Annotated in this window: 23 protein-coding genes; 9 read left to right on the top strand and 14 right to left on the bottom strand. The window is 73.9% G+C overall.

The genetic code is table 11. The features are described 5' to 3' along the window. Positions 1–22 precede the first annotated feature (22 nt). Positions 23–1,507, bottom strand: a complete 1,485-nt coding sequence (locus tag SOM35_RS02995; protein WP_320514325.1) for a hypothetical protein — start codon at positions 1,505–1,507, stop codon at positions 23–25. A gap of 116 nt (positions 1,508–1,623) precedes the next feature. Between SOM35_RS02995 and SOM35_RS02990 the strand changes: the two genes are divergently transcribed. Continuing rightward, positions 1,624–2,976 carry a uracil-xanthine permease family protein gene (locus tag SOM35_RS02990; protein WP_320514324.1) on the top strand — a complete coding sequence of 451 codons (1,353 nt, stop codon included), beginning with the start codon at positions 1,624–1,626 and terminating at the stop codon, positions 2,974–2,976. Positions 2,977–3,050: 74 nt separating this feature from the next. Here the strand turns inward: SOM35_RS02990 and SOM35_RS02985 are convergent, their stop codons facing one another. Further along, the gene (locus SOM35_RS02985; protein ID WP_320514323.1) at positions 3,051–3,716 is read right to left on the bottom strand and encodes a GAP family protein; all 666 of its coding nucleotides are present in this window, start codon (positions 3,714–3,716) and stop codon (positions 3,051–3,053) included. A gap of 80 nt (positions 3,717–3,796) precedes the next feature. Between SOM35_RS02985 and SOM35_RS02980 the strand changes: the two genes are divergently transcribed. After that, positions 3,797–5,113 carry an MATE family efflux transporter gene (locus SOM35_RS02980; protein ID WP_320514516.1) on the top strand — a complete coding sequence of 439 codons (1,317 nt, stop codon included), beginning with the start codon at positions 3,797–3,799 and terminating at the stop codon, positions 5,111–5,113. Positions 5,114–5,137: 24 nt separating this feature from the next. On the opposite strand, the gene SOM35_RS02975 is transcribed toward SOM35_RS02980, so the two are convergent. The 3 genes from SOM35_RS02975 to SOM35_RS02965 all read right to left on the bottom strand — a co-directional run bounded on the left by SOM35_RS02975 (position 5,138) and on the right by SOM35_RS02965 (position 7,878). Continuing rightward, complete coding sequence (locus SOM35_RS02975; RefSeq protein ID WP_320514322.1) at positions 5,138–5,833, bottom strand: hypothetical protein; 696 nt, start codon at positions 5,831–5,833, stop codon at positions 5,138–5,140. 35 nt (positions 5,834–5,868) lie between these two features. Further along, positions 5,869–6,339: a DUF2087 domain-containing protein gene (locus tag SOM35_RS02970; RefSeq protein ID WP_320514321.1), complete on the bottom strand. Its 471-nt coding sequence runs from the start codon at positions 6,337–6,339 to the stop codon at positions 5,869–5,871. Positions 6,340–6,633: 294 nt separating this feature from the next. Further along, on the bottom strand, positions 6,634–7,878 hold the full coding sequence (locus SOM35_RS02965) for a LacI family DNA-binding transcriptional regulator (protein WP_320514320.1): 1,245 nt from the start codon (positions 7,876–7,878) through the stop codon (positions 6,634–6,636). 54 nt (positions 7,879–7,932) lie between these two features. On the opposite strand from SOM35_RS02965, the gene SOM35_RS02960 reads away from it, so the two are divergent. The 5 genes from SOM35_RS02960 (at position 7,933) to SOM35_RS02940 (ending at position 14,351) form a co-directional block, all read left to right on the top strand. Next, complete coding sequence (locus SOM35_RS02960) at positions 7,933–9,276, top strand: MFS transporter (protein ID WP_320514319.1); 1,344 nt, start codon at positions 7,933–7,935, stop codon at positions 9,274–9,276. 81 nt (positions 9,277–9,357) lie between these two features. After that, positions 9,358–10,053 carry an endonuclease NucS gene (gene nucS, locus SOM35_RS02955; RefSeq protein ID WP_320514318.1) on the top strand — a complete coding sequence of 232 codons (696 nt, stop codon included), beginning with the start codon at positions 9,358–9,360 and terminating at the stop codon, positions 10,051–10,053. Between the two features lie 124 nt (positions 10,054–10,177). After that, complete coding sequence (locus tag SOM35_RS02950; RefSeq protein ID WP_253465961.1) at positions 10,178–10,852, top strand: HAD hydrolase-like protein; 675 nt, start codon at positions 10,178–10,180, stop codon at positions 10,850–10,852. Next, positions 10,849–12,120, top strand: coding sequence for an MFS transporter (locus tag SOM35_RS02945; RefSeq protein WP_320514317.1), 1,272 nt, complete (start codon positions 10,849–10,851; stop codon positions 12,118–12,120). Before SOM35_RS02950 ends, SOM35_RS02945 begins: the two co-directional genes overlap by 4 nt. 137 nt (positions 12,121–12,257) lie before the next feature. Beyond that, positions 12,258–14,351: an ArnT family glycosyltransferase gene (locus SOM35_RS02940; RefSeq protein WP_320514316.1), complete on the top strand. Its 2,094-nt coding sequence runs from the start codon at positions 12,258–12,260 to the stop codon at positions 14,349–14,351. 15 nt (positions 14,352–14,366) lie between these two features. Here the strand turns inward: SOM35_RS02940 and SOM35_RS02935 are convergent, their stop codons facing one another. From SOM35_RS02935 to SOM35_RS02905, 7 genes are all read right to left on the bottom strand, one after another. Beyond that, positions 14,367–15,206 carry an SDR family oxidoreductase gene (locus tag SOM35_RS02935; protein ID WP_320514315.1) on the bottom strand — a complete coding sequence of 280 codons (840 nt, stop codon included), beginning with the start codon at positions 15,204–15,206 and terminating at the stop codon, positions 14,367–14,369. A 99-nt stretch (positions 15,207–15,305) separates the two neighbouring features. Next, positions 15,306–15,962 (bottom strand): nucleoside/nucleotide kinase family protein, encoded by a 657-nt coding sequence (locus SOM35_RS02930; protein ID WP_320514314.1) that lies wholly within the window; start codon positions 15,960–15,962, stop codon positions 15,306–15,308. After that, complete coding sequence (locus SOM35_RS02925) at positions 15,959–16,708, bottom strand: FAD:protein FMN transferase (RefSeq protein ID WP_320514313.1); 750 nt, start codon at positions 16,706–16,708, stop codon at positions 15,959–15,961. The genes SOM35_RS02930 and SOM35_RS02925 overlap by 4 nt, the downstream gene beginning before the upstream one ends. Further along, entirely contained in the window at positions 16,705–17,199 is a 495-nt protein-coding gene (locus tag SOM35_RS02920) for an FMN-binding protein (RefSeq protein ID WP_320514312.1), read from the bottom strand. The genes SOM35_RS02925 and SOM35_RS02920 overlap by 4 nt, the downstream gene beginning before the upstream one ends. Then, positions 17,196–18,665, bottom strand: a complete 1,470-nt coding sequence (locus SOM35_RS02915) for a ferredoxin reductase family protein (protein WP_320514311.1) — start codon at positions 18,663–18,665, stop codon at positions 17,196–17,198. Before SOM35_RS02915 ends, SOM35_RS02920 begins: the two co-directional genes overlap by 4 nt. Before the next feature lie 128 nt (positions 18,666–18,793). Beyond that, entirely contained in the window at positions 18,794–20,212 is a 1,419-nt protein-coding gene (locus SOM35_RS02910; RefSeq protein WP_320514310.1) for a sensor histidine kinase, read from the bottom strand. Next, entirely contained in the window at positions 20,209–20,889 is a 681-nt protein-coding gene (locus SOM35_RS02905; protein WP_290157277.1) for a response regulator transcription factor, read from the bottom strand. The genes SOM35_RS02910 and SOM35_RS02905 overlap by 4 nt, the downstream gene beginning before the upstream one ends. A 211-nt stretch (positions 20,890–21,100) precedes the next feature. Between SOM35_RS02905 and SOM35_RS02900 the strand changes: the two genes are divergently transcribed. Next, complete coding sequence (locus SOM35_RS02900; protein WP_320514309.1) at positions 21,101–21,565, top strand: DUF2231 domain-containing protein; 465 nt, start codon at positions 21,101–21,103, stop codon at positions 21,563–21,565. A 40-nt stretch (positions 21,566–21,605) separates the two neighbouring features. Here the strand turns inward: SOM35_RS02900 and SOM35_RS02895 are convergent, their stop codons facing one another. Next, positions 21,606–22,124 (bottom strand): hypothetical protein, encoded by a 519-nt coding sequence (locus tag SOM35_RS02895; RefSeq protein WP_320514308.1) that lies wholly within the window; start codon positions 22,122–22,124, stop codon positions 21,606–21,608. Between the two features lie 187 nt (positions 22,125–22,311). On the opposite strand from SOM35_RS02895, the gene SOM35_RS02890 reads away from it, so the two are divergent. Continuing rightward, positions 22,312–23,640 carry a PP2C family protein-serine/threonine phosphatase gene (locus SOM35_RS02890; protein WP_320514307.1) on the top strand — a complete coding sequence of 443 codons (1,329 nt, stop codon included), beginning with the start codon at positions 22,312–22,314 and terminating at the stop codon, positions 23,638–23,640. Here SOM35_RS02890 and SOM35_RS02885 read toward each other — a convergent pair. After that, positions 23,624–24,037, bottom strand: a complete 414-nt coding sequence (locus SOM35_RS02885; RefSeq protein WP_320514306.1) for a MarR family winged helix-turn-helix transcriptional regulator — start codon at positions 24,035–24,037, stop codon at positions 23,624–23,626. The two genes, SOM35_RS02890 and SOM35_RS02885, sit on opposite strands and share 17 nt — an antisense overlap. Positions 24,038–24,041 lie beyond the last annotated feature (4 nt).

The raw sequence follows: 24,041 nt of genomic DNA, 5'->3' as shown, positions 1-24,041 counted from the left end.
CCGTCCGCCACCCGGTCGGCGCTCATCGGTGTCGGGCTGCGCGTCGGCGGAGCACCCCGGCACACGGCAGCGCGAGCACGCCGAGGAGGACGAGCGCGCCGGCGGTGACCGTCGGGCGGACGAGTTCGGCGCCCGTGTACGCGAGTCGACCGGCGGCAGTGCTGTGGACGTCGGCGTGCAACCGGCCAGCGGTGGGCCGGCCGACACCCGGGCCGGTGACCACACCACCCCCGGCGCCCGTGCCGACACCCGGCCCGCTACCGGCCCCGGATCCGGCCCCGGATCCGGATCCGGGGCGTTCGGGCAGCGCGGGCAGGACCAGGCGGAGGGCACCCTGTTCGACGCCCCCGACCCGCTGCCGTGCGATGACGCTGCCCGCCGGGAGCTCCGCTCGGGGCACGACGAGTTCCCACGCCCGCGCGATGTCGGTCCGGATCGGCGCTCCGGCCATGTCGGTGATCGCGGTCCCGGCCTGGTCCTCGAGCGTCACCGTCCCGCCGGGCTCACCGGTGCCGTGCAGCCGCACCCGACCGTCCGGCAGTTCCTCGACGCCGCCGGCGAGCGCGATCGGGATGGTCACCCGGGTCTCGGTGCGTCCGAGTTCGTCGTCGCCGTCCGCGGTGACGACGGTGATCCGGTCGAAGCGGACGTCGTCCGGGATCGGCAACGAGGCCCGCCATCCGGTGTCGCGGCCGGGCTCGACGACGAGGGGTGAGCCGTCCCCGTCCGTCACCGGGCCGGCGGTGTCGGCGAAGGTGAGGGTGGTACCGACCGGGGCGCGGCCGGCCAGCGTGATGCGCCCGGTCTCGCGTGAGACCGAGGTGGTCTCGACGACCGCGGCACCGGACACCTGGTAGACGTCGTCGACGCCGCCGTTCTGGGTCCCGTCGAAGTACTGCGCCACCTCGATGTGGTGCGCGCCGAAGGCCAGGTCACGGAGGACGACCTGCCAGGAGCCGTCCTCCGCAGCATCGGTCTCGGCCAGGACGGTGTCGGACTCCCGGACCACGAGGTGCGCGTCCGGGTACGCGAATCCCTCGAGCGCGATCGACCGGTCGATGCCGTCGACGGTCGCCAGCATGTCGGGCGGCAACAGGATGAGCAGGTCGACCGGGACCTCGAGGACCTGCCCGGAGACCGCCGAGGTGACCCGGATGACGTGTTCGCCACGGCGGACCCGGACCTGCGCCTCCCAACGTCCGTCGGCGTCACCCTCGGTCCAGACCGGGTCGACGACGTCACCGCCCACCTCGACGCTGGTGCCGCGGTCCACCGTCCCCCGGAGGGTGACGATGCCGGGGCCGTGCGCGATCGAGTGCACGGCCGCCGTGAAGTCGGTGGTGACGCCGACGGCCCCCTCGTGGTGCTGGGCCCCGGACGTCCCCGGAGCACGCTGCCCCGCTGCGGCCGCCGGCTCCGCGGCGAGCGCCGGCAACGCGGTGAGCGCGCCGAGGGCGAGGACAGCAGCGACCGCGGTCGGGGCCAGGACAGGGTGGTTCAGACGCATGGTGCTCCTCGTGACGTTCCACACACCATATCTGGCACGTCGGTTGCCTCGAGTCGTTCTCCACAGCGGTCGAACCCAGACCGCCGCGCTGGCCGTCTGCCCGCTACGGTCATCGCATGGGACTTCCGTGGAAGCTGCACGGCGACGGCCGCACCGTCTCCGCTGCGACGATCGTGGCGCCGGACGAGCGCCTCACCTGGCCCCGCACGATCGGGCTCGGGGTGCAGCACGTCGTCGCGATGTTCGGCGCCACGTTCCTGGTGCCGCTCATCACGGGCTTCCCACCGTCGACGACGCTGCTGTTCAGCGGCATCGGCACGATCCTGTTCCTGCTCCTCACCGGCAACCGGCTGCCGAGCTACCTCGGCTCGTCGTTCGCCTTCCTCGCGCCGGTCGGGGCCGCGACGAAGATCGGCGGCATCCCGCTCGCCCTGTCCGGCATCATCGTCGTCGGCGCACTGCTGGCCGTCGTCGGGCTCATCGTGCACCTGGCCGGCGCCGGCTGGATCGACCGCCTGATGCCACCGGTCGTCTCGGGTGCGATCGTCGCCCTGATCGGCTTCAACCTGGCTCCGGCCGCGCGGGAGAACTTCGTCGCCGCCCCGGTGGTCGCGGTGATCACGCTGGCGGCCATCGTCCTCTGCACGGTCCTCTTCAGGGGACTGCTCGGCCGGTTGTCGATCGTCGTCGGTGTGGTGGTCGGCTACGTCGCGGCACTGATCGGCGGACAGGTCGACCTCAGCGCGGTCACCAAGGCGGACTGGGTCGGCCTGCCGACCTTCACGGCACCCGCGTTCGACCCGTCACAGATGGCCGTGTACCTGGGGTTCCTGCCCGTGGTCCTGGCCCTGGTCGCCGAGAACGTCGGCCACGTGAAGGGCGTCGGGCAGCTCACCGGACGCGACCTCACGCCGCTGACCGGACGCGCACTCTTCGCCGACGGCATCTCGACTGTCCTGGCCGGTGTCGGTGGCGGATCGGCGACCACCACCTACGGCGAGAACATCGGCGTGATGGCGGCGACGCGGGTGTTCTCGACGGCGGCGTACTGGGTCGCTGCGATCGCCGCGGTGCTGCTCGGACTGTCGCCGAAGATCGGTGCGGTCATCTCGACCGTCCCGGCCGGTGTCCTCGGTGGTGCGACCACCGCCCTCTACGGTCTGATCGGCGTGATCGGCATCCGGATCTGGGTCGAGAACCGCGTCGACTTCGCCAAGCCGAAGAACCAGCTGACCGCGGGCATCGCGCTCATCATGGGCATCGCCGACTTCACGTTCCACTTCGGTGGTGCCACGTTCGGCGGCATCATCATCGGCACCATCGCGGCGATCGTCGTCTACCACCTGATGGACCTCATCGGTCGGGCTCGTGGCACCGACCCGGCCAGCCCCGCGGCGACGGACACCGAGCGGGCGGCCACCGGCGGTGTCCCCGTCGAACCCCGCCCGGACAACGCGAAGCGCGGCTGACCGGCCGGAGACGACTGGCCCGACACGACGGGCCAGGCGCGACGGCTCAGATGCGACGGCCCAGGCACGACCACTCAGAGGAGCCCGACGACCCCGGTGACGAGCTGCACCACGCCGAGCACCACGAGGACGACGACGAGGGCGACGGAGCCGCGCTTCGCGATGAACCGCCTCGTGGCCACGAGGACCGGTTCGGCTCGGCGCCCGAGCGCAGCCGCGACCGCGATCGGCAGCACGGCCGTGGACCCCGCGAGCACCACGTAGGCGGTCCCCGCGACGACCAGGCCCGCCACCGACGGGTCCGCGTCGCCGACCACGAGACCGGCCGTCAACGACAGCACCAACGCCTTCGGGTTCGTCACGAACCAGGCCACACCGACGCCGAAGGCCCGCGCCGGCCCGATCGCCGCCATCAGGTCCGACCACCCGGCGCTGCGCGGACGGCCGTCGGGCAGCCGACGCACGGTCCACTGCCACAGCGCGAGTCCGAGGAGCAGCACACCGGCGGCGACCTCGATCACGGCTCGGACGTCGGTCTTCCCGGCTGTGGGAGACGGCAGCCGTTCGCCGAGCAGGACGGCGACGACGAGCGCGGTGGCCACACTGAGGACCCACCCCGTGGCGCACGCGGCAGCGGAGGAGTACCCACCCCGGTGGCCGAGCAGGAACACGACCGAGGCGATCACGAGCGGACTGAGTGCGATCCCCACCACGGCGGGGACGAGTGCGACGACGTCCACACCTCGACCGTAGCCATTGGCAGGATGTCCTGGTGCCCCCTGACTCCGAGGACGAGACCGCGACCGTCGTCGTGACGGCGATCGATGCGCGCCGGGATCGTCGTTCGGTCGACCGTGACATCGTCCGGCTCGCCCTGCCGGCGCTCGGGGCACTCGTCGTCGAGCCGCTCTTCCTGCTCACCGACACGGCCCTCGTCGGGCACCTCGGGGCGACGTCACTGGCGGCAGTCGGCGTGGCGAGCGCGGTCCTGCAGACGGTCACGGGCCTCCTGGTCTTCCTGGCGTACGCCACCACCCCGGCCGTCGCACGCGCTCTCGGGTCCGGTGACCGCCGCGGCGCGGTGCACGCCGGCATCGACGGGATGTGGCTCGCGCTCGGCCTCGGTGTCGTCCTGGCGCTGGTCGGCTGGCCGCTCGCCGGTCCCCTCATCGACCTCTTCGGCGCCGCGCCGGAGGTGTCCGCAGCCGCGACCACGTACCTGCTCGTCTCGCTGATCGGCCTGCCCGGCATCCTGGTCGTGACCGCGTCGACGGGGTTGCTCCGCGGACTGCAGGACACCCGGACCCCGCTCGTCGTCGCCACCGTGGGCTTCATCGCGAACGGCCTGCTCAACGCCCTCCTCATCTACGGGCTCGGGTGGGGCGTGGCGGGGTCCGCGGCCGGCACCGTCGTCGTGCAGTGGGCGATGGCCGCCGTGTACGTCTGGATCGCGATCCGGGCAGCGCGCGCCTCCGGTGCGCCGCTGCGACCGGGTGCATCGGGTGTGGTCCGGGCGCTGCGCTCCGGCGCCTGGCTGTTCCTCCGCACCGCGTCGCTGCGGATCGCGATGCTCACCACGATCGCGTCCGCGACCAGCCTCGGCACCATCGGGCTGGCGACCACCCAGATCGGGCTGACGGTGTTCAGCACGCTCGCGTTCGCGCTGGACGCGCTGGCGATCGCCGGCCAGGCACTGGTCGGTCACGCGCTCGGGGCACGGGACGCCGAGCGCGTCCGGCTGGTGACCGGGAGGCTCGTCCTCCTCGGCATCGCCGGTGGCGTCCTGCTCGGGGTACTGACCCTCGCCGTCAGCGGCATCCTGGGGCCGGTGTTCTCCGACTCCGGTGCGGTCCGGGCAGCGTTGCCGCTCGTCCTGGTCCTCCTGGCGGCCGGGCTGCCGGTCGCCGGGTACGTGTTCGTGCTCGACGGGGTGCTCATCGGCGCCGGGGATGCCCGGTACCTGGCCCTCGCCGGTGTCGTGAACCTGGCCGTGTACCTGCCGCTACTGTGGTGGCTCGGGGACGACCTGGCGTCGCTGTGGGCGGTCTTCTCGTTCGGCTACATCGGCATCCGCGCGGTCACGCTCGGGGTCCGGGCACACCGGCCGGGGTGGATCGCGGCAGCGCTCGCCCGCTGAACCGGAGTACGCCGGACGGCAGGTCTAGGCCTCCGGACCGGTGGCCGGAGCCGTCGATCGATCCGTCGACGGCGACGAGTCGGGCAACGACCGGAGGACACGTTCCGCGCGACGTGCCTCGACCGCGCCCATCGCGCCGATGAGCACGGCCACCACGATCAGGAACGCGAGGAGCCACACGTCGCCGGACGACAGAGCGAGGCCCCAGGCCGACCCGACCATGACGGCTCCGAGGGCGACGAGACCCGGCACGGCCGCCCGCGATGACCGCCGCTGCCACTGCAGGAAGGCGCGGACGAGGGGCGCGCTGTCCGCCGACACCGGCTCGCGACCGGTGATCTGACGCCCCGTCCGTTGCCGCTGCTCACGGTCGAGGACCGCGAACGGACGCTCGTCGGCGGCGGTCCGGAACGGCTGCAGGGTGTGATGCCGACGGGCGACGAACCAGTTCCGCACGGCGAGCACGGTGCCGAGCACCGCAACCGTGACCGGCCCGGGCCACCAGCGTTCGCCGAACACGATGACGGGTACGGCGAGGGTCAGGAGCACCGCGCCGACGGCGATGACACCCGTGGCAGACGGCCCGTGGACGGTCGGCCCGTGCTCGGCGAGCCGATCGGCACGACGGGCCGCTTCGAGCATCGCGGCGTCGGAGGTCGCCGCGGGAGGGGCGCTCGCGGTCGTGGTCACGAGCCCGACCAACCACACCCACCGCGGCATGGTCGGGCCGTTCGCTCCGTCACTCCGTCACTCCGTCACTCCGTGCGGAGCGCGTACGCCGAGCCGTCCGTCGTCCGCGTGAGGACACCCGCGTCGACTGCGTCCCGCCGGACCAGCGCCACGTCGGCGACGAGCATCGCCAGCGCCGCGTTGAGCGTGCTCTCCGGGACACGGCGTGACGGCCCGAGTCGGTCGAACACGAGCCGGACGACTGCGGTCGACACCTGCTGACGCGCACCGGCGTCCAGCGGCAGCGCGGTGATCCGGCCGACGTGCAACACCGCCCGGTCGGACCGGAGCAGCTCGACCGCGTCCTTCGCCTGGCCGAGCAGTCGGGCGTCCACGGCTCCGTCCGCGCCGATCCAGTCGAACCGGGCCACAGCCTCCCGGGTCCGTTCGTCCCCGGGCTCGTGGGCGCGATCGTTCCCGATCCCCGCCAGGAGCTTCGGGGTCATGACGACCGCGATCACCTGTCGCGCCCGTCCCAGCGCCGCCTGCACGTCCATCTCGGTCCCCTCCGTCGTGTGGCTGCGAGGGTACCGAAGCCGCTCCCAGGGCCGACCGCCGCCGGAGGGGAGGCGCGTGTCCAGCCCGGTCCGCGCCTCCCGTCAGACGCCGCGGCCCGCGCGTGAGCGGCTGTGCCGCGCCCCGCGGCCGGCAGCGCCCGCGGTCAGGGCCGCGGTTCGGGGCGGACCCGCACAACCGTCGCCCGCGCGAACCGCGGCATCCCGCGGTTCGGGGTGGCTTCGGTTGGGCGCAGCCGGACGGAACCACGGGCGCGAAGCGCACGCGCCGCGCGCCTACCCCCGCGGGGGCGCCGTCGTGTCGCCGATCTGCAGCTCGGAGCGGAACGAGGCCGGCTCCGGCGCCTCGCCCTCGAGCATCGCGAGCGCGGCCCGGGCGGCCGCCTCGCCCTTCGGTACGAACGGCTGCACGAGCGTCGTCAGCTGCCGGATCGGCGAGCGGTGCAGCAGGCTGTCGTCGACGTGGATGCCGTCGAAGCCGACGACGCTGACGTCCTCGGGGACGCGGAGACCGGCCTCGAGTGCGGCGGAGATCACCCCGACGGCGAGCAGGTCGCTCTGCGCGACGACGGCGGTGGGGGCCTCGAGTCCGGCGGCGAAGAGCGCGGCGCCGGCGATCCGCCCCTCCTCGACGGAGCTGCCGGTGGTGACGACGGCCGGTGCCCAGGGGTAGACCTCGCGGACGCCACGGAGGCGCTCCATCGTGGTGAAGGCGGTGGACGAGCGCTCTCGCTCCGCGTCGACGGGTCCGCGTTCGCGCGAGCTGTCGAGCGGCAGAGCGACGACGGTGACGGCTTCGTGGCCGAGCTCGCGGAGGTACGCGGCCGCCCGGCGGGAGGCGTCGCGGTTGTCGAGGTGGATCGGGACGGCGCCCTCGATGACGTCGGCCTCGATCGCGACGACGGGGATCGCGCGACGGCGGAGGACGGCGACCGCGGGGTCGATCCGCACGTTGCAGCCGATGAGGATGACGGCGTCCATGGGTGCGTCGACGAGCGGGGCCATGCCGCGTTCGTCATCGAGGGGGCTGCGGACCAGGAGGAGCGAGACCCCGGCGGCCCCGGCGACCTCGGCGATGCCGTCGAGCGTCAGGACGTTCACGGGGTCGCGGAAGGCGTCGCTCAGCCGGTCGTCGAGGACGACGCCGATCACGCCGGACCGTCCGCGGCGCAGCGATCGGGCCCGGGGGTCGGGGCCGTCGTAGCCGAGTTCGGCGGCGACGGCGAGGATGCGCTGGCGGGTGTCCTCGGACACCGGGCCGCTGCCGCTGAACGCCAGGGACGCGGTGGACGGGGCGACGCCGGCAGCGCGGGCGACGGCGGCGAGCGTCGGCCGGGAGGCACGCCCCACCCGGGTCCCGCCCGTCGCGTCCGACCGCGGCGGGCGGGGAACGCCGGCCGGGCTGGCCGGGCTGGCCGCGAGGGTCAGGCTGGCCGCGCCGTCCGGGTTGGTCGGGCTGCTCGCGCCGGGCACCGGGGCGCGGTCGTCCGACTCGCCGGGGTCGCTTGCCGTGTCGTCCATCGCTGGTTAGCGTAACGGGCAGACCAGCTCGAATCGATTCGATCGGACAGACCCATGACGACGGCCGTCACCCGCACCGCACCGACGACGCGCGCCTGGCGCAACGCGGTGTTCGTCGTGTTCACGCTCTCCGGGCTCGACATCGCCACCTGGCTCGGCCGGATCCCGAGCGTCCGCGACTCGCTCCACGCCTCGCCCTCGACGATGGGGCTGCTGGTCCTCGGCATGTCCGTCGGGTCGATCGGCGGGCTCACCTTCGCCGGCCACATCGTCGCCCGCCTGGGTGCCCGGCGCGGGGTCCTCGTCGCGTCGGCAGCGCTGGCGCTCGGCCTGGTCGCCGCGGGCGTCGCCGTCACCCTGGGCTGGGGCTTCGCCGCGATCTGGATCTGCCTGATCGCGTTCGGCTTCGGCAACGGCCTGTGCGACGTGTCGATGAACGTTGCCGGTGCGACGGCCGAACGGCTCGGCGGCCGGACGATCATGCCGCTGTTCCACGCCGCGTTCAGCGTCGGCACACTCGCCGGCGCCGGCCTCGGCGCCCTCGCCGAACGCCTGGAGATCCCGGTCGCCCTGCACTTCATCGTCGTCGGGATACTGACCAGCCTGGCGATGATCGTCGCGATCCGCTGGTTCGGTGACGACCGACACGTCGAGCCCGAGGCCACCGACACCAGCCCCGTCGCCCTGCCGGTCTCGCGCTGGGCGGTCTGGCGGCAGCCGTCGACGCTCCTCATCGGCGTCATCGTGCTCGGCATGGCGCTGGCCGAGGGCTCCGCGAACGACTGGCTGCCCCTCGCCATGATCGACGGGCACGGCCTGGAGAACGACGGCGGCTCCGCGGTGCTGACAGTGTTCCTCGCCGCCATGACCGCCGGGCGGATCGCCGGCAGCCCGCTCATCGACCGGTTCGGCCGCGTGCCGGTGCTCCGCGTCAGCGCGGCCGTCGCCGTGGTCGGCCTCGGCATGCTCATCTTCGTGCCGAGTGTCCCACTCGCGATCGTCGGCGTCGTGCTCTGGGGGCTCGGCGCGTCCCTCGGCTTCCCGATGGGCATGTCCGCCGCGGCTGACGACCCCCGCACCGCCGCGGCCCGGGTCAGCGCGGTCGCGACGATCGGCTACGTGGCGTTCCTCGCCGGGCCGCCGATCATCGGGTTCGCTGGGGACCACGTCGGGCTGCTGCACGGGCTGCTCATCGTGTTCGTGTTCATCATCGCGGCGGGCCTGGCGTCCGGCGCAGCGCGCGAGCGGACCGGGGTGGGTGCGGTTGCCACGCCGACCGCCCAGGCAGGCGACGCGCACGGTGGGAGTAGGGCGCGCCTCCCGTCCGACGCGGACCCGAAGACCGAGTCGGCCGACGCGGACCCGAAAGCGGAGACGGCAGACGCCGACCGCCGCTGACACGGGCCCCGCCCCGTGAACCGACCGCCACACGCACCCGCAACCCGCCGGGCAGCACCGGATCCCGGTTAGGCTTCCCGGGTGCGTCTCGTCATCGCCCGCTGCTCCGTCGACTACGCCGGTCGCCTGTCGGCACACCTGCCCCTCGCGAACCGCCTGCTCATGCTGAAGGCGGACGGCTCGCTGCTCGTCCACTCCGACGGCGGCAGCTACAAGCCGCTGAACTGGATGAGCCCGCCGTGCTCCGTCGCGATCGCCGAGCCCGACGAGGACCAGGCCGCCGCCGGCATCACCCAGGTGTGGACGGTGACGCAGAAGAAGACGCAGGACCGCCTGATCGTCAGCATCCACGAGGTGTTCGCCGACGAGTCCCACGACCTGGGCGTCGACCCGGGTCTGGTGAAGGACGGGGTCGAGGCGCACCTGCAGCAGCTCCTGGCCGAGCAGATCGAACTCCTGGGCGACGGGCACACGCTGGTCCGCCGCGAGTACATGACCGCCATCGGACCGGTCGACATCCTGGCGCGGGACGACGCCGGTGCGAGCGTCGCGGTCGAGATGAAGCGCAACGCCAACATCGACGCGGTCGAGCAGCTCACCCGCTACCTCGAGCTGATGAACCGCGACCCGCACCTGCGACCGGTGCAGGGCGTGCTGGCGGCGCAGTCGTTCGCCCCGCAGGCACGCACCCTGGCCGAGGACCGCGGGATCCGCTGCCTGGTGCTGGACTACGACGAGATGCGCGGCATCGAGGGCGGGCACGCCCGCCTGTTCTGACGGGAGGCCCGTCCCGGCCCCGCCCCGCACGCCCGGCCCGGCATCCGGCTGCGGCCCGACCCCGCGTCGCGGCCCGGCCGTCCGTCGCGGCCTGACGGTCCGCCGCGGTTAGGCTGGACAGGTCATGACAAGCAGCCCGGAGCGCCCCTTCACCGCCGTCCTGTTCGACCTCGACGGCACCATCAGCGACTCGGCGCCGGGCATCCTGGAGAGCCTGACGTACACGTTCCAGCAGGTCGGCGTCCCGGTGCCGGACCACGAGACCCTGCTGTCGTTCGTCGGGCCGCCGATCCTCGACACGTTCCGGATCGCGATGGGCATGGACGACGAGCTCACCGAACGCACCCTGTCCGTGTACCGCGAGCACTACCTGTCGCACGGGGCCCTGGACAGCCTGATGTACCCGGGCATCGACGTCGTCCTGCACACCCTGCACGAGGCCGGCGTGCCGATCTCGACCGCGACGAGCAAGCCCGAGACGCCGGCGACGTACATCCTCGAGCACTACGGCCTGACCGGGGACATCGACGTCATCACCGGAGCGAGCGACGACGAGGTCCGCTCCGCCAAGGCCGACGTCGTCGAGGAGGCCCTGCGTCGCCTGCGTGCCCGCGGGTTCGACGTGTCCCGCCCGGTGCTCGTCGGCGACCGGCTGCACGACGTCGAGGGCGCCGCGGCACACGGCGTCCCGACGGTCTTCGCGGAGTGGGGCTACGGCTCCCCCGCCGAGGCCGCGGACACCATCGCGCAGGCGGCGACCCCGCTCGACCTGTTGCCGATCCTGCTGCCGACCGCATGACCACCGGCAGGGTCCGGTCCGGCCTGCGCGGAGCCGCCTGGCTGCTGCCGGCCGCGATCGTCCTGGTCGCCCTGAACTTCCGCGGGCCGATCGTCGCCCCGGCGCCGGTGATCGGCGACGTCCGCGCCGACCTCGGCATGAGCGCGACGGTCGCCGGGCTCCTCACCACGATCCCGGTGCTCTGCTTCGCCCTCGCGACGCCGTTCGCCAGCTGGGTGATCGCCCGCTTCACCGCGGAGCGTGCGGTGTCCCTGTCGCTCGTCATCGTGTTGGTCGGGACCGTCGTCCGGTCGATCCCGCACGAGGCCGCGCTGCTCATCGGCACCGCGGTGATCGGTATCGGCATCACGATCGGCAACGTGGTGATCCCGGTCGTGATCCGCCGCGACACGTCACCGGAGCGGGTCGGCCTGGTCACCGGTGTGTACACGTCGGCGCTCAACGTCGGGTCGATGATCACCTCGCTGGGCACCGCACCGATCGCGGCCGCCTGGGGGTGGCCCGTCGCGATCGCGGTCTGGGGTGTCCTGGCCATCGTCGCGGCCGCCGCCTGGACCTACACGGTGGGCGCGGGCGCTGCCTGGCGCGGCACCGATCACGACCCGGAGCCACTGCCGGTCACCGGGCCGATCGACCAGGTGCTCGACACCGGGTCGGTGCGGACCGTCACGTCGCACGGGGGTCCGGCCGAGGTCGAGACCCTGCCGCACCCCGCCAAGCGCTGGGTGACGTGGGGGCTCATGCTCGCGTTCGGCGGGCAGGCGTTCTCGTACTACGCCCTGACCGCGTGGATCCCGACGCTGCTGCACGACGAGATCGGCTTCGACACGGCGTCTTCGGGCGCGAGCTCGTCGGTGTTCCAGATCCTCGCGGTCGTCGGGGCGCTCGGGGTCCCGGTGCTCGCCAACCGGTTCCGGCCGCGGGTCATCATCGTCCTGGTCGCGTTCTTCTGGCTGGCGATGCCGCTCGGGCTCCTGGTCGCCCCGCAGCTCTGGCTGCTGTGGTCGGTGCTCGGTGGCGCGGCCCAGGGTGGTGGCATCACGATCATCTTCATCGTCATCGTCCGGCTGGTGTCGAACGACGACGACGCCCGCCGGATGTCCGCGTTCGTGCAGGGTGGCGGGTACCTGCTCGGTTCGGCTGGGCCCCTCGTCGCGGGCGCGCTGCACGGGGCCACCGGCGGCTGGACCGCGCCGCTGCTGACCGTGCTGGTCGCGGTGCTGCTGCTGGGCGTCGTCGGGTCGGTGGCGGCGCGGAAGGTCCGCTGACCGGGGCGACCGGGCTGGGAAGACCGGTCCGTCGCTCGGTGTCCGCTGGGTGTCGTCTCAGTGTCCGCCGATGATCAGCAGCGATCTGACGGCACCACCGCGGCTGGTCCATCGACTGGACCGACAGCCTCCCGGACGTGGACGACACGACGAGACCCGCCCGGTGGCGCGACCAACGCCCGAGCGCACGCTGGACCCTCGTCGGCATCCTGGTCGGCGCCCTCGTGCTGTTCTGCTGGAACCTCGGCCGCGGCGGTGACTTCACCTTCTACCAGTCGGCCGCGCGGTCGATGTCCGAGTCCTGGGCAGCGCTGGCCTCCGGTGCCTTCGACCCCGGTGCGACCGTCACGCTCGACAAGCTCAGCGGCTTCGCGGTCCCGCAGGCCCTGAGCCTGCGGCTGCTCGGGGACTCGACCGCCGCACTCGCGTTCCCCCAGGTGGTCGAGGGGCTCGTCACCATCTGGGCGTGCTCGCTCGTCGGACTGCGCTGGGCGGGTCCGGGCACCGGCCTGGTCGCCGCGGCCGCAGCGGCGACGACGCCCGTGTTCGTGTCGATGTTCGCGCACCCGATGGAGGACGCGATGGTCACGGCGGCCCTGGCGGTCGCGCTCTGCTGCTGGCAGCGCTCGGTGCTGACCGGGAGGTGGTGGCCCCTCGTCGCCGCGGGCCTGGCCGTCGGCGTCGGCTTCCAGGCGAAGATGCTGCAGGCGTGGTTCGTCCTCCCCGCCCTGCTGCTCGGCACCTGGCTCGGCTCCGCCTCTGGACGACGGGTCGTGCGGACGTCGGTCCTGGCGGTCGTCGCGGTCGTGTCGTCGCTGTCGTGGACGGTCGCGTTGGCGCTCGCGCCCGCGGGCCAGCGGCCGTGGATCGACGGCACGACGGACGACGACCCGTTCGCCATGGTGTTCGGCTACAACGGGCTGGGTCGGTTCCTGCCCGGGCTGGTCCCGGGTGCGGTGCCCGCCGAGGGTGGCGGCTCCCCGTGGATCCACCCCATCCCCGGCGCGGGCCACGGGACCGGTCTGACGAAGCTCGTCGACCCGCAGTACGCGACGCAGATCGGGTGGCTGCTGCCCGCCGCGGTCCTCGGTGCGGTGCTCGCGCTCGCCTCGCTCCGGCCCCGCACCGGCGCGGTCGGGACCCGTCACACCGGCGCGGACGGGACGCGTCACACCGGCGCGGCCGGTCGGGCCGCCCGGGCGACGGCGGTCACCGTGCTCGTCTGGACCGTCACGGCCACCGCGGTCCTGTCGGTCATGCACCTCCCGCACACCGCGTACGTCGCCGCGGTCGGGGTCCAGCTGTGCCTGCTGGCCGCCTCGGGGTGGCGCGGGGCGGTCGGACTGCTCCGTGCCTCCCGGCCGGTGCCCCGGTACACGCTCGCCACACTGCTGCTGGTCGAGACGGTCTGGTGGCGGTGGCTGGACCGGACCGGCGGGACGCCCGAGGTCCTGGCACTGCCCGCGGTCCTCGCGGGCCTGGCGGCCGCCGCCGTCGCACTGGTGCTCGCGGTCGTCCCCCCGGACCGGTGGTCCGCACGCCGTGCCGGCACGGAGGGCCGGCCCGTCCGTCGGCGCGCGCGGAGCCTGGTCGCCGTCGCGACCGCCGCCGCACTGCTCGCCGGACCGGCCGCGTTCTCGCTGCAGGCCCTGGACGCCCAGCGCGACGGTTCCGGCGAGGACGCGTCCGTCGGGACCGTCGACGGCCTGGCGGCACGCGGCACCCACGAGGACCGCGAGGTCTTCCACGTGTCGGCACCGGCGGTCACCGGAGGGACGACACCGGTGCCGTCGGACACCCGCGTGCTCGTCCGGACCGCGCTGGCGCTCGGCGGCGGGCGGGACGGTCGGCCGCTGTTCCTGTCCGACTCGTGGCGCGTCTCCGCCGGGGTGATCGCCACCACCGGTCGGGCCGTGCTCACCGACGGCGGCTACTCCGGACGCGTCCCCGTCTTCACGGTCGGGCAGGTCGGTGCCGAGGTCCGCTCGGGAGTCCGGCTGCTCGTGGAGCGCACCGGAGCCTCCGCGGACGACCCGGTCCGCCAGTACGTGGCGCACGACCCCTGCCGGCTGGTCCGGCAGGACGGGCCCGGTGGGCGGCCCGGGTCGTTCGATCCGTCGCACCTCCGGTCCGGCGGACACGCGGGTCCGGCCGACCGGGAGGCCCGCCACCCGTCCGGTGCTGCGGCCCACCACCGGCAGACGGGCTGGACCCTCTGGCAGTGCGGCTGACGGGACCGGCGCGGATCAGTCCTCCCGGGCCTCCAGGACCTGACGGAGCGTCATCGGCGGACGGCCGGTGACCCGCTCGACGTCACCGGACACCTTGCGGAGCGACCCGTCCGCGATCGCCGTGTAGGTGCTGACCCAGGCGTCGGCCTGCCACGGCTCGGGCTGCCAGCGCTGCCGGGAGGCGTAGGCCTCCTCCAGGGACTCGCGGTGGTACGACACCGGGCGCCCACGGACCTCGCTGACGACCGACGCCGCCTGCTCGAGGGTGATCGCGGCCGGACCCGTCAGGTCGTACGTGCGGTCGAGGTGCCGCGACGGCTCGCGGAGGACGGCCGTCGCCACGCGTGCCACGTCGGCACGGGCGACCGCGGCCATCGCACCCTCGCCGGCCGGACCGCGGATCACGCCGTCCTCGCCGACCAGGTCCTCGACGAAGTCCAGGTAGAACGAGTCCCGCAGGAACGTGTGTGCCATCGAGGTGTCGCGGATCGCCTGCTCGGTCCAGAAGTGGTCACGACCGAGCGTGAAGGTGGCGTCGGCGGCCGCGCCCTGGAACGACGTGTAGACGACGTGCCGGACCCCGGCGTCGGCCGCGGCCCGGATGACGGTGCGGTGCTGGTCGAGCCGGTCACGGGCCTCCGCCCCGGACACCAGGAACAGGACGTCGATGCCCCCGAACGCGGCGCGGGCCGCCTCGGCGTCGGCGTAGGTGGCGACCGCGACGTCGGCGCCGGGCAGCTCCGGGGCACGGGCGGCGTCACGGACGACCATGCGGAACGGCGTGCCGTCCGCGGCGAGCGCGCGGGCGACGGCGCCGCCGATGTTGCCGGTGGCCCCGGTGATGGCGATGGTCACGTCGTGCTCCTGTCGGTCGGGCGGTGCGGGGGTCGGGCGGTGCGGGGGTCGTGCGGTGCGGGGGTCGTGCGGTGGTGTGGGTCCGTCTCGTGCCCGGCGTCAGGTCCGGACCAGGACGGAGGCCCGGTGCAGGTCCGCCGTGACGCGTGCGGCGTTGACGCCGTCCACCTGCACGGCCCAGGCCCGGGCGGACTCGTGGTCGCGGCCGTGGCGCATGTGCCGGCCGACGAGGCGGTCGATGCGCACGTCGTCGTCGACCACGCAGGCCCAGGTCTCGGTGAACAGTCCGGGCAGCTCGCGCCACGGGGCCGACTGGTCGAGCAGGTAGTTGCCCTCGGAGACGACGAGCACGGTCTCCGGCGGGACGGCGATGCTGCCGGCGACGGGTTCGTCGACGCGGCGGTCGAAGTCCGGCGCCCAGATCGTCTCGGCGCCCTCCGCGTCCGGACCTCCGACCAGCCGTCGGACCAGCGCCACGTACCCGGCCGCGTCGAAGGTGTCGATCGCGCCCTTGCGGTCGTGCCGGCCCAGGGCGTCGAGTGCGGCGTTCGCCAGGTGGAAGCCGTCCATCGGGACCTGGACGGCGACGCCCGGGCCGAGCTGCTCGGTGACCGCGGTGACGACACGGCGGGCGAGTGTCGACTTGCCCGCGCCGGGAGCACCGGCGATGCCGAGCACGCTCCGGCCACCCGCCCCGGCGAGCGCCACCGCGCGTGCGACGGCCTGGTCGGCGGACAGCGGCTCCGGCGTGCTCACGCCCCCATCCTGCTGCATGACCGGGCGGTGAGTCCGGGTGTCGCCCAGGCGCGGCCGTCGACGCCGAACGCCAGGACGTCGACCTTGCCGTCGGCGGTGGTGCGGGCGAGGTCGGCCTCGTCCCCGGCCAGGACCGCGGTGGCGAGGACGTCGGCCGTGACGATGTCGTCGGCCACGACCGTGACCTGCGCGAAGGTCGGGACCGAGCGGCGCCAGACGTGTTCCCCCCGTTCGGCGGTGCCGGAGGTCGCGACCGCACGTCGGGGCGCGTCGAGCTGCACGACGTCGGCCAGGGCGTCGCGCCGGTCCGGGTCGACGACGCCGACCCGCCAGGGTGCACCGTCGTGGGTGCCGCGGACCAGGACGTCACCGCCGGCGCTGAGCATCCAGTCCGGGGAGACGGCGTCGAGCAGCACGCCGGCGTCGCGGACGGCGAGGGCCTTGACGACGCCGGACAGGTCGATGGTCCCGTCCGGGCGGTGCGGGGTGAAGGCACCCGCGGTCCGGTCCCGCCAGGTCAGGGCCAGCGCGTAGACGTCACGGACCTCCTCGGGGGTGTCGGCGAGGCGGAGGGTCCCGGCGGCGACCCGGCTGAGCACCGAAGCGGGGTCGTACCGGCTGTACCGGTGGTCGTACCCGGCGAAGACCGCCCGGACCCGCGCGGCCGTCTCGGCGTCCGCGCCGCGCAGGCTCACGACGGTGCCCATCGTCGGGAAGGTCCGGACCGGGACGGCGGGGACCGTCACAGTCCGGCCTGGTCGATCGCGGACTGCAGGGACGTCGTGTAGCCCTCGCTGGTGAAGGTCGCACCGCTGACGGCCTGGATCTGGGCGGACTGCGCCTGCAGGGCCTCCTGGCGGAGGACCGGGGCAGCTTGGGCGCTGATCGCCACCGATCGGCCGTCCGCGTCGGTGAGCTGTGGTGCGGTGACGTCGGTGATCGTGCCGTCACTGACGACGATGCGCACCTGGAGGGGTCCGTAGCGGGTCTGGGCGACGGCACCGAGGAAGGTGCCGGACGTCGTGGACCCGGACGCTGCCGACCCGGAGGTCCCGCTCGTGCCCGACCCACTCGTACCCGACCCGCTCGCGTCGGTCCCGCTCGTACCCGACCCGCTCGTGTCCGAGGTCGACGTCGGCGGGCTCGCCGTCGTCGCCGTCTGCCCGCCGACCTGCCACCCGATCACGAGCACGGCGACCGAGGAAAGCACGCCGCCGAGGACCGCCCGGGCCCTCATGCGCCGAACCGCTCGTGGTGGATCCGATGCGCGGGCACCCCGGCTCGTCGGGCGTCCTGCACGACCAGGTCGGCCCAGGACTGCGGGCCGCAGACGTACAGGTCCGACTCGAGCAGGTGCGGGAACACCGAGCCGAGGGTGACCCCGCGGCGCAGGTCCTCCTCCGTCATCCAGCTGGGCCGGGACCGGGCGCGCGGCCCGACCATCGCGCAGACAGCGCTGCCGGAGGCGTCGGCGAGCGCCGCGGTCTCCCGCCACAGGTACTGCTGCCGGTCGTCGCTGCCACGCAACAGCACCGTGGCCTCGCCGGGCCGCAGGTCGGTGTCCTCGAGCAGGGCACGGACCGGCGTGATGCCGATGCCGGACGCGACGAGCGCCAGGTACGGCGCGGTCCGGGCGTGCGTCGTGAAGAGTCCGTACGGGCCCTCGAGCGAGACCGCGGCACCCGGTCGGATCCGACCGAGTCGCGCCGAGCCCGCACCGAGGTCGCGGACGGTGATGCGCGCGCGGTCAACGGTGGGGACCACCGAGAACGACACCGGGTGGGCGTGCCACCACGTGGTGCCGGTCCAGAACCGCCACACGCCGTACTGCCCGCCGCGGGCGCCGAGCCGGTCCAGGTCCCGTCCGGCGAGGTGGATCGAGACCACGCCGGGGGCGATGGGTTCGACGGCGACGACGCGGATCCGGTGCCGCAGGCTCACGACGACCGGGACGACGAAGCGGTAGACCGCGATGAGCCCGAGGGACAGGACGTACAGCGCGATCCAGTACGCCCGCTGCCAGGAGCCGTGGGCCAGGACGCTGCCGGCACTGAGCATGTGGGGCAGGGCGACCAGGACGGCGGCGTAGCTGAGCAGGTGGATGCCGTGCCACACCTCGTACGGCAGGCGTCGACGGACGGCGACGAGCGAGCTGACGACCACGAGCACGAACAGCCCGAGGCCCAGGTACGCCAGCGGCATGTCCGGGCTCGAGAACAGCGCGATCGTCTCGGCGACCGGACCGGACCCGTCCGCCGCCGCGTACCCGAGGGTGAGCAGCGCCCCGTGTCCGAGCAGCAGGAAGAGGACCGGCTTGCCGAGGGAGCGGTGCACCGCGATCGCCCGGTCCTGGCCGACGACGCGGTCGAGCAGCGGGACGCGGGCAGCCAGGACGAGCATCACGAGGACCAGGTCGGTCGCGACGAGGCCGGCGACGATCCCGGCGTCGGTCAGGACGCCGCTGACGCCGGTGACGGTGTGGGAGCCCGGTGACACGAGCCACAGGGCGACGGCCACCGCGGCGGAGGCCCAGGTCGCCACCACGAGCAGGTCCGCCATCGCCAGGCGGCGGCGTCCGGAGCGGCGGCGGCGACGTGCGGCGACGTCCCACGGCTCGACGACGGCCGGCGGGTGCGGTGTCGATGGGTGCGATGACCGTGGGACCGGGGCGGTCCTCGGTGCGGGGCGAGCGGTGTCGATCATCGGCTCGTTCCTCTCCAGCGTGTGATCAGGTGCCGTTCAGCATCGGCACCGCCCCTCTCGATCTACCCGGAACGAGCACTGGGGATCGCTCGAGATCTCGAGTGATCGGGGGTGGACGCACCACGTGGTCAGGCCGGCGGGACCACGACGGCGGCGGACGCGCCTCCCGTCCGGCGGTTCGTCAGCGTGGCCGTCCCGCCGGCCTGCCCGGCCAGCCCGCGCACCAGCGCGAGGCCGAGGCCGGCGCCACCCGCCCCGCCGGTTCCGGCTCGGCGGGCGGTGTCCGCACGGGCGAAGCGCTCGAAGGCGACCGGCAGGAACGTCTCGGGGACACCGGGACCGTCGTCCTCGACCACCAGGCGCAGCGCCCGGTCCGGCGTCTGCGCCAGCTCGATCGTGACGGCGGTCGCCGCGGTGCCGTGCGCGAGGGCGTTCGTCACCAGGTTGTCGACGATGCGCCCGAACGCGGCGGGGTCGATGCCGTACCCGACGGTCGGGTCGAGGAGGTCGACCGTGAAGTCGACGTCGACCGGCGCGGCACCCACGCCGTCCCGCGCACCGCCACCGGCACCGGCGGTCATCCGCGCCCGGTCGACGCCCTGCATGACCTCGGTCACGAGCGCCTCGGCCGTCGTGGTCACGGCGGGTGCACGGCCGGTGTCGGTCGCTTCGTCGAGCCGACTGAGCTCCAGGAGGGTCTGCGCGAGTGACGTCAACCGCGCCACGTCCGCCTCGGCTGCCGTCAACGCACCCTCGAGCGCCACGGCGTCGCCGGCGGACCGGTGGGCGAGCTCGAGGCGCGCGGTCAGGGCGGCGAGCGGGGTGCGGAGTTCGTGACTGGCGTCCGACACGATGCGCCGCTCGCGCTCGGTGTTCTCGCGTTGCCGGTCGATGAAGGTGTTCAGCGTCCGGGCGAGGTCCGCCAGCTCGTCGTCCGACGGCCCGACCGGCAGGTGCCCCGCGGTCCGCCCGACGCTGAGGTCCTCAGCTGCCCGACGCATCCGTGACACCGGGCGGAGCGCGATCGTCGACAGCAGCCACGCGGCGAGGCCGAACGCGGTCAGCGCCAGGAGCGTGCCGACGACGAGCGACCGGTCGATGCGCTCGAGCGTCTCGTGCCCGGCGCGGCCGTCCCGCGCCGCCCAGACCACGGAGGTCCGATCGGCGCTCCGGACCGGGACGCCGACGACGGTGACCGGGCCGCGCGGGGTGCGGAGGCGCAGGGTGACCTCGTCGCCCGGCACCGTCGTCGGCAGGGCACGGCTGACCGCGCGGGGCAGGGCGTCCACGACCCAGTCGCCGTCCGCCGAGCGGATCCCGACGAGGACCCCCGCGGCCGGCCGGTCCGGCGCTTCCCCGGGGTTCCCGCGCAGGTCGGAGACGAAGGGTGCGGCGTCGGCGGCGGCGAGCGACCGGTCCGTCTCCAGCGTGGCGTGTGCGATCTGCAGGTGCAGCGCGACCGCGGCGCCGGCGAGGACGACCGCGCCGACCAGCAGGCTGCCCAGCGTGATCCGTGCCCGGACCGACAGCCGGCGCAGCAGTCTCACCCGGCGGTCCCGAGCTCGAGCGCGTACCCGACACCGCGGACGGTCCTGATGCGCACCCCGGCACCGGCCGCGAGCAGCTTCTTGCGGACGTAGCTGACGTACTGGTCGACGATCGTGGGGTCGAAGTGGTCGGCGCTCCCCCAGACCTCGTCGAGCACCTCACGGCGGCTGCGGGCCTCGGGCGAGCCCTGGATGAGGTACCGGAGGAGCGAGAACTCCTTGACGCTCAACGGCAGGTCCCGGCCACGGACGCTGGCCCGGACGGTGACGACGTCGAGCCGGACGTCGGCGGCCTCGAGGACCGTGGCCCCGGCGGCACGGCGACGCAGGTGGGCACGGATGCGGGCGTTGAGCTCGGCGATCGCGAAGGGCTTGGTGAGGTAGTCGTCCGCGCCGGCGTCGAGTCCGAAGACCCGGTCGTCGACGGCGTCCCGGGCGGTGACGAGGATCACCGGCAGGTCCTGTCCCATCTCGCGGAGCCGCCGGCAGATCTCGAACCCCGACATCTCGGGCAGCATCACGTCGATGGCCGCGGCGTCGAACGGTTCGGCGCGTGCGGCGGTCAGCGCGGCGATGCCGTCGGTCACCACCGTGACGACGTGCCCTTCGTCGCCGAGGCCCTGTGCCACGAGGGCACCCATCTCCGGGTCGTCCTCGACCACCAGGATGTTCGCCACGTGGATCCCTTCCGCCCGGTCGGCCGCGCACGGTCGCCCGCAGCACCATCATGCGGCAGCGGCAGCCCGGACCGCACCCACCCGAGCGCGGACGGGTGTTCGTGTGTGGTCTCGAACGAACCGACCCTCCGGCGCGCAGTCCACCAGCGGCGGGCTCCGGTTGCCTGGAACGGCGCGGCCACCCTGGTCGCCCCGGCACGGAAGGTCTGACATGGACTGGCAACTCGGCGGACTCCCGCTCCACCCCCTCCTGGTCCACCTGACCTCGGTCGCGGTCCCCGTGGCCGCGCTGGTCGCGATCGCCGTCGCGGTCTGGCCGGCCGCGCGACGGTGGCTGACGGTCGGCGCACCGCTGATCGGTCTGGTGGCGTTGGTCTCCGTGCCGCTCGCGACGTCGTCGGGTGAGTGGTTGGAGTCACGCGAGAAGGAGACCGCACTGCTCGAGCGGCACACCGAACTCGCCGACGGCCTGCTGCCGTGGTCGATCGCGGTCTTCGCGCTGCTCGTGCTGTGGTGGGGGTGGCACCGCTTCGGCACCGAGCGCATCACGAACCGCGGTGCGGTCCGAGCGGTCGCGGTCGTCGGCCCGGTCCTGCTCGTCGTCGTCGGCGTGGTCTCGCTGATCGAGGTCGTGGTGATCGGGCACGCGGGCGCCGTCTCGGTGTGGAAGGGCTGACGCCGCGCTGACACCGCTCAGCCGCCGTGGCTGACGCCGGTCAGCCGCCGTACTGCGCCGACACGACGATGTTGGAGCCGGACTCGGTGCAGGCGGTCCTGATCGTCCGGACCCGGAGGTCCCAGTCCGCCGTCGTGTCGTCGATCGTCGGCCCCGGGTGCTCCTCGAGGTACCGCTGGGCCCAGTCCACGGCCGGCGACACCTTCACGTCCGAGGTGACGAGGTGCTCGAACCCGAACCGCACCGACGCCGCCAGCGCGTCGAACTGCGCCTGCGTGAGTTCCCCGCGGGACAGGCCGACGTGCGCGTTGTGCGCGACGGTCTCGAGCGCGCTGACCTGGCCGCACGTCGCGGCAGCGCTGTCGTCCTGGTCCATGTCCATGGGCTCCGGGGTCGCCTGCTCCGGGTCCACGGCCGCCGCGGCGGCGGAGGGTGTGCGCGACGGGCTCGGCGCCGCGCCCGCTCCGTCGTCGGCGGAGCACCCGGCGAGGGCGGTCGTCGCGAGCAGTGCGACGGTGACGGCGACGACGGACATCCGGACGGTTCGGTGGTTCCCCATGCGGACGATCCTGGCGGACCGGCCGGGGCCGTCGACGGCTCGATGCGGGATCGAGACCGGTACGAGACCGACTCGTGACCCGTCGGCGACGAGCCAGGAGGCCCGTGGCACGCCGCTCGGACCGGCCGTCTGCCCCACGAACGGGCGCGTTCCCACGGGCCCCTGCTGCCGGTAGCGTCAGCTCCTGATGACGAAGACGCCAACCGGTCGGACCGTCGTCCCGGACACCGCGGTCGACCGAGCGGACGCCGCCTCCGGGCGGACCGGGGCGAGAGCGAACCCGGTGGTCAACCAGGCGGTCATCGTCGTGGTGTCCGTGATCGCCGCTGTGTGCAGCGTGCTGCTGCCCTGGCTGACGGTGACCAACGCGACGAGCATGTGGACCGGGACGGCTCTGGCGGTCGTCGGGCTGGCGTTCGCCGGACTGCTCGCGGCCCGACCGACGCTGATGCGCTTCGAGCTCCTGGTGCCGGCGCTCGACTTCGTCGCGATCGGCCTGCTGCGGTACGGCACGGGTGACGCGCGGTCCCCGTTCCTCGCCGCGGTCCTGCTGCCGGTGATCTGGATCGCCGCCCGACCCGGCCGGCAGAACGTCCTCTTCCCCCTGGTCGGGACCGCCGCGACCTTCCTGGTGCCGGTGCTCCTCGGGCACGCCGACCTGGGCGCGAGCGAGGTCGTGCGGCTCGTCGTCGTGCTCGTGGTCTTCACCGCCGTCGCCGGGGTCACCAACGAGCTCGCCCGGCAGGGCTCCGTCCGCCTGCAGACCGTGCAGGAGCTCCGACGGCAGGCCGAGGCGGAGATCTCCCAGGCGGCCCTGGTCCAGCGGTCCCTGCTGCCCGTGTCGACGGCGGACCTGCCCGCGGCGTTCACCGTCCGGGCCGTGTGCCTGCCGACGCGCTCGGTCGGTGGCGACTTCTACGACTGGTTCCCGACCACCGCGGGCGCGGCCTTCACCCTCGGGGACGTGATGGGCAAGGGCGTCGGTGCCGGGATGATCGCCGCGGTGGTGCGGTCGGTCCTCCGCTCGTCGGTGCGCGAGGGGGCGCCGGACGAAGCGGTGAGCCGCACGGCGACCGGCCTGGACGTCGGTCTGGACGCGCCGGCGACCGAGCAGTTCACCACGTGCTTCCACATGCACCTCGACGTCCGCGGGGTCGCCCGGTGGGTCGACGCCGGGCACGGCCTGGCGCTGGTGCTCCGAGCGGGCGGGGGCCACGAGTGGCTGCGGGGCACGGACACCCCGATCGGCGTCGGGACGAGCTGGACCACCCACGAGACGGTGCTCGACCGCGGCGACGTGGTCCTCGTCGTCAGCGACGGCGTCCTCGACCTCTTCGGCGACGGGCTCGACGCGCTGGACCGGTTCGAGGCGTTCACGCTGACCGAGCCGGACCCGGAACGCCTGGTGTCCCGCCTGGAGGAGCTCGGCCGTGCGGGCCACCACGCCGACGACGTCACGGTGCTCGCGGTCCGCTACGACCCGCAGCCGACCGAGGTCGTCACTCCCCCACGGTGAGGGTGGTCAGCGCGGCCATCAGTGCCGCGCGGCCCGGTTCGTCGAGCGGGGCGAACAGCTCGTCGAGCACCCGGGCGGCCACCCGGTGTCCGTCGTCGAGTGCTTCGCGCCCGGTCGGGGTGAGGGTGTGCACGAGCCGACGCCCGCGTCCTGCCGACCGTTCGATGAGCCCGCGCTCGACGAGTCGGGACGCCAGCGTGCCGAACGCCTGGTCGCTCTGGAAGGTGGCGACGGCCAGGTCGTGACCGGACGCCCCCGGCATCCGGTCGACGGCACGGAGGGCGTCCCACTGCACCAGGCTCACCCCGACGTCCTGCAGGGCGAGGTCCATCGTGCGGTGGTTCCGGTACTGCGCGCGTTTGACCGCCTGGCCGAGGCGTTCGAGGTCCGTCGTCATGGTG

Origin of the sequence: Curtobacterium sp. CFBP9011 (assembly GCF_034045095.1) — a bacterium.
Classification (GTDB): Bacteria; Actinomycetota; Actinomycetes; order Actinomycetales; family Microbacteriaceae; genus Curtobacterium.
Note: the sequence above shows the minus strand (reverse complement) of the source record. Positions and strands in the feature narration are given on the sequence as shown.

What these genes read in the sequence shown, in the direction of transcription:
- SOM35_RS02995 (WP_320514325.1), bottom strand. Translation starts at nt 1,507, where the DNA reads ATGCGTCTGAACCACCCTGTCCTGGCCCCGACCGCGGTCGCTGCTGTC.
- SOM35_RS02990 (WP_320514324.1), top strand. Translation starts at nt 1,624, where the DNA reads ATGGGACTTCCGTGGAAGCTGCACGGCGACGGCCGCACCGTCTCCGCT.
- SOM35_RS02975 (WP_320514322.1), bottom strand. Translation starts at nt 5,833, where the DNA reads ATGCCGCGGTGGGTGTGGTTGGTCGGGCTCGTGACCACGACCGCGAGC.
- SOM35_RS02970 (WP_320514321.1), bottom strand. Translation starts at nt 6,339, where the DNA reads ATGGACGTGCAGGCGGCGCTGGGACGGGCGCGACAGGTGATCGCGGTC.
- SOM35_RS02965 (WP_320514320.1), bottom strand. Translation starts at nt 7,878, where the DNA reads ATGGACGACACGGCAAGCGACCCCGGCGAGTCGGACGACCGCGCCCCG.
- SOM35_RS02960 (WP_320514319.1), top strand. Translation starts at nt 7,933, where the DNA reads ATGACGACGGCCGTCACCCGCACCGCACCGACGACGCGCGCCTGGCGC.
- SOM35_RS02950 (WP_253465961.1), top strand. Translation starts at nt 10,178, where the DNA reads ATGACAAGCAGCCCGGAGCGCCCCTTCACCGCCGTCCTGTTCGACCTC.
- SOM35_RS02945 (WP_320514317.1), top strand. Translation starts at nt 10,849, where the DNA reads ATGACCACCGGCAGGGTCCGGTCCGGCCTGCGCGGAGCCGCCTGGCTG.
- SOM35_RS02920 (WP_320514312.1), bottom strand. Translation starts at nt 17,199, where the DNA reads ATGAGGGCCCGGGCGGTCCTCGGCGGCGTGCTTTCCTCGGTCGCCGTG.
- SOM35_RS02915 (WP_320514311.1), bottom strand. Translation starts at nt 18,665, where the DNA reads ATGATCGACACCGCTCGCCCCGCACCGAGGACCGCCCCGGTCCCACGG.
- SOM35_RS02900 (WP_320514309.1), top strand. Translation starts at nt 21,101, where the DNA reads ATGGACTGGCAACTCGGCGGACTCCCGCTCCACCCCCTCCTGGTCCAC.
- SOM35_RS02895 (WP_320514308.1), bottom strand. Translation starts at nt 22,124, where the DNA reads ATGGGGAACCACCGAACCGTCCGGATGTCCGTCGTCGCCGTCACCGTC.
- SOM35_RS02890 (WP_320514307.1), top strand. Translation starts at nt 22,312, where the DNA reads ATGACGAAGACGCCAACCGGTCGGACCGTCGTCCCGGACACCGCGGTC.
- SOM35_RS02885 (WP_320514306.1), bottom strand. Translation starts at nt 24,037, where the DNA reads ATGACGACGGACCTCGAACGCCTCGGCCAGGCGGTCAAACGCGCGCAG.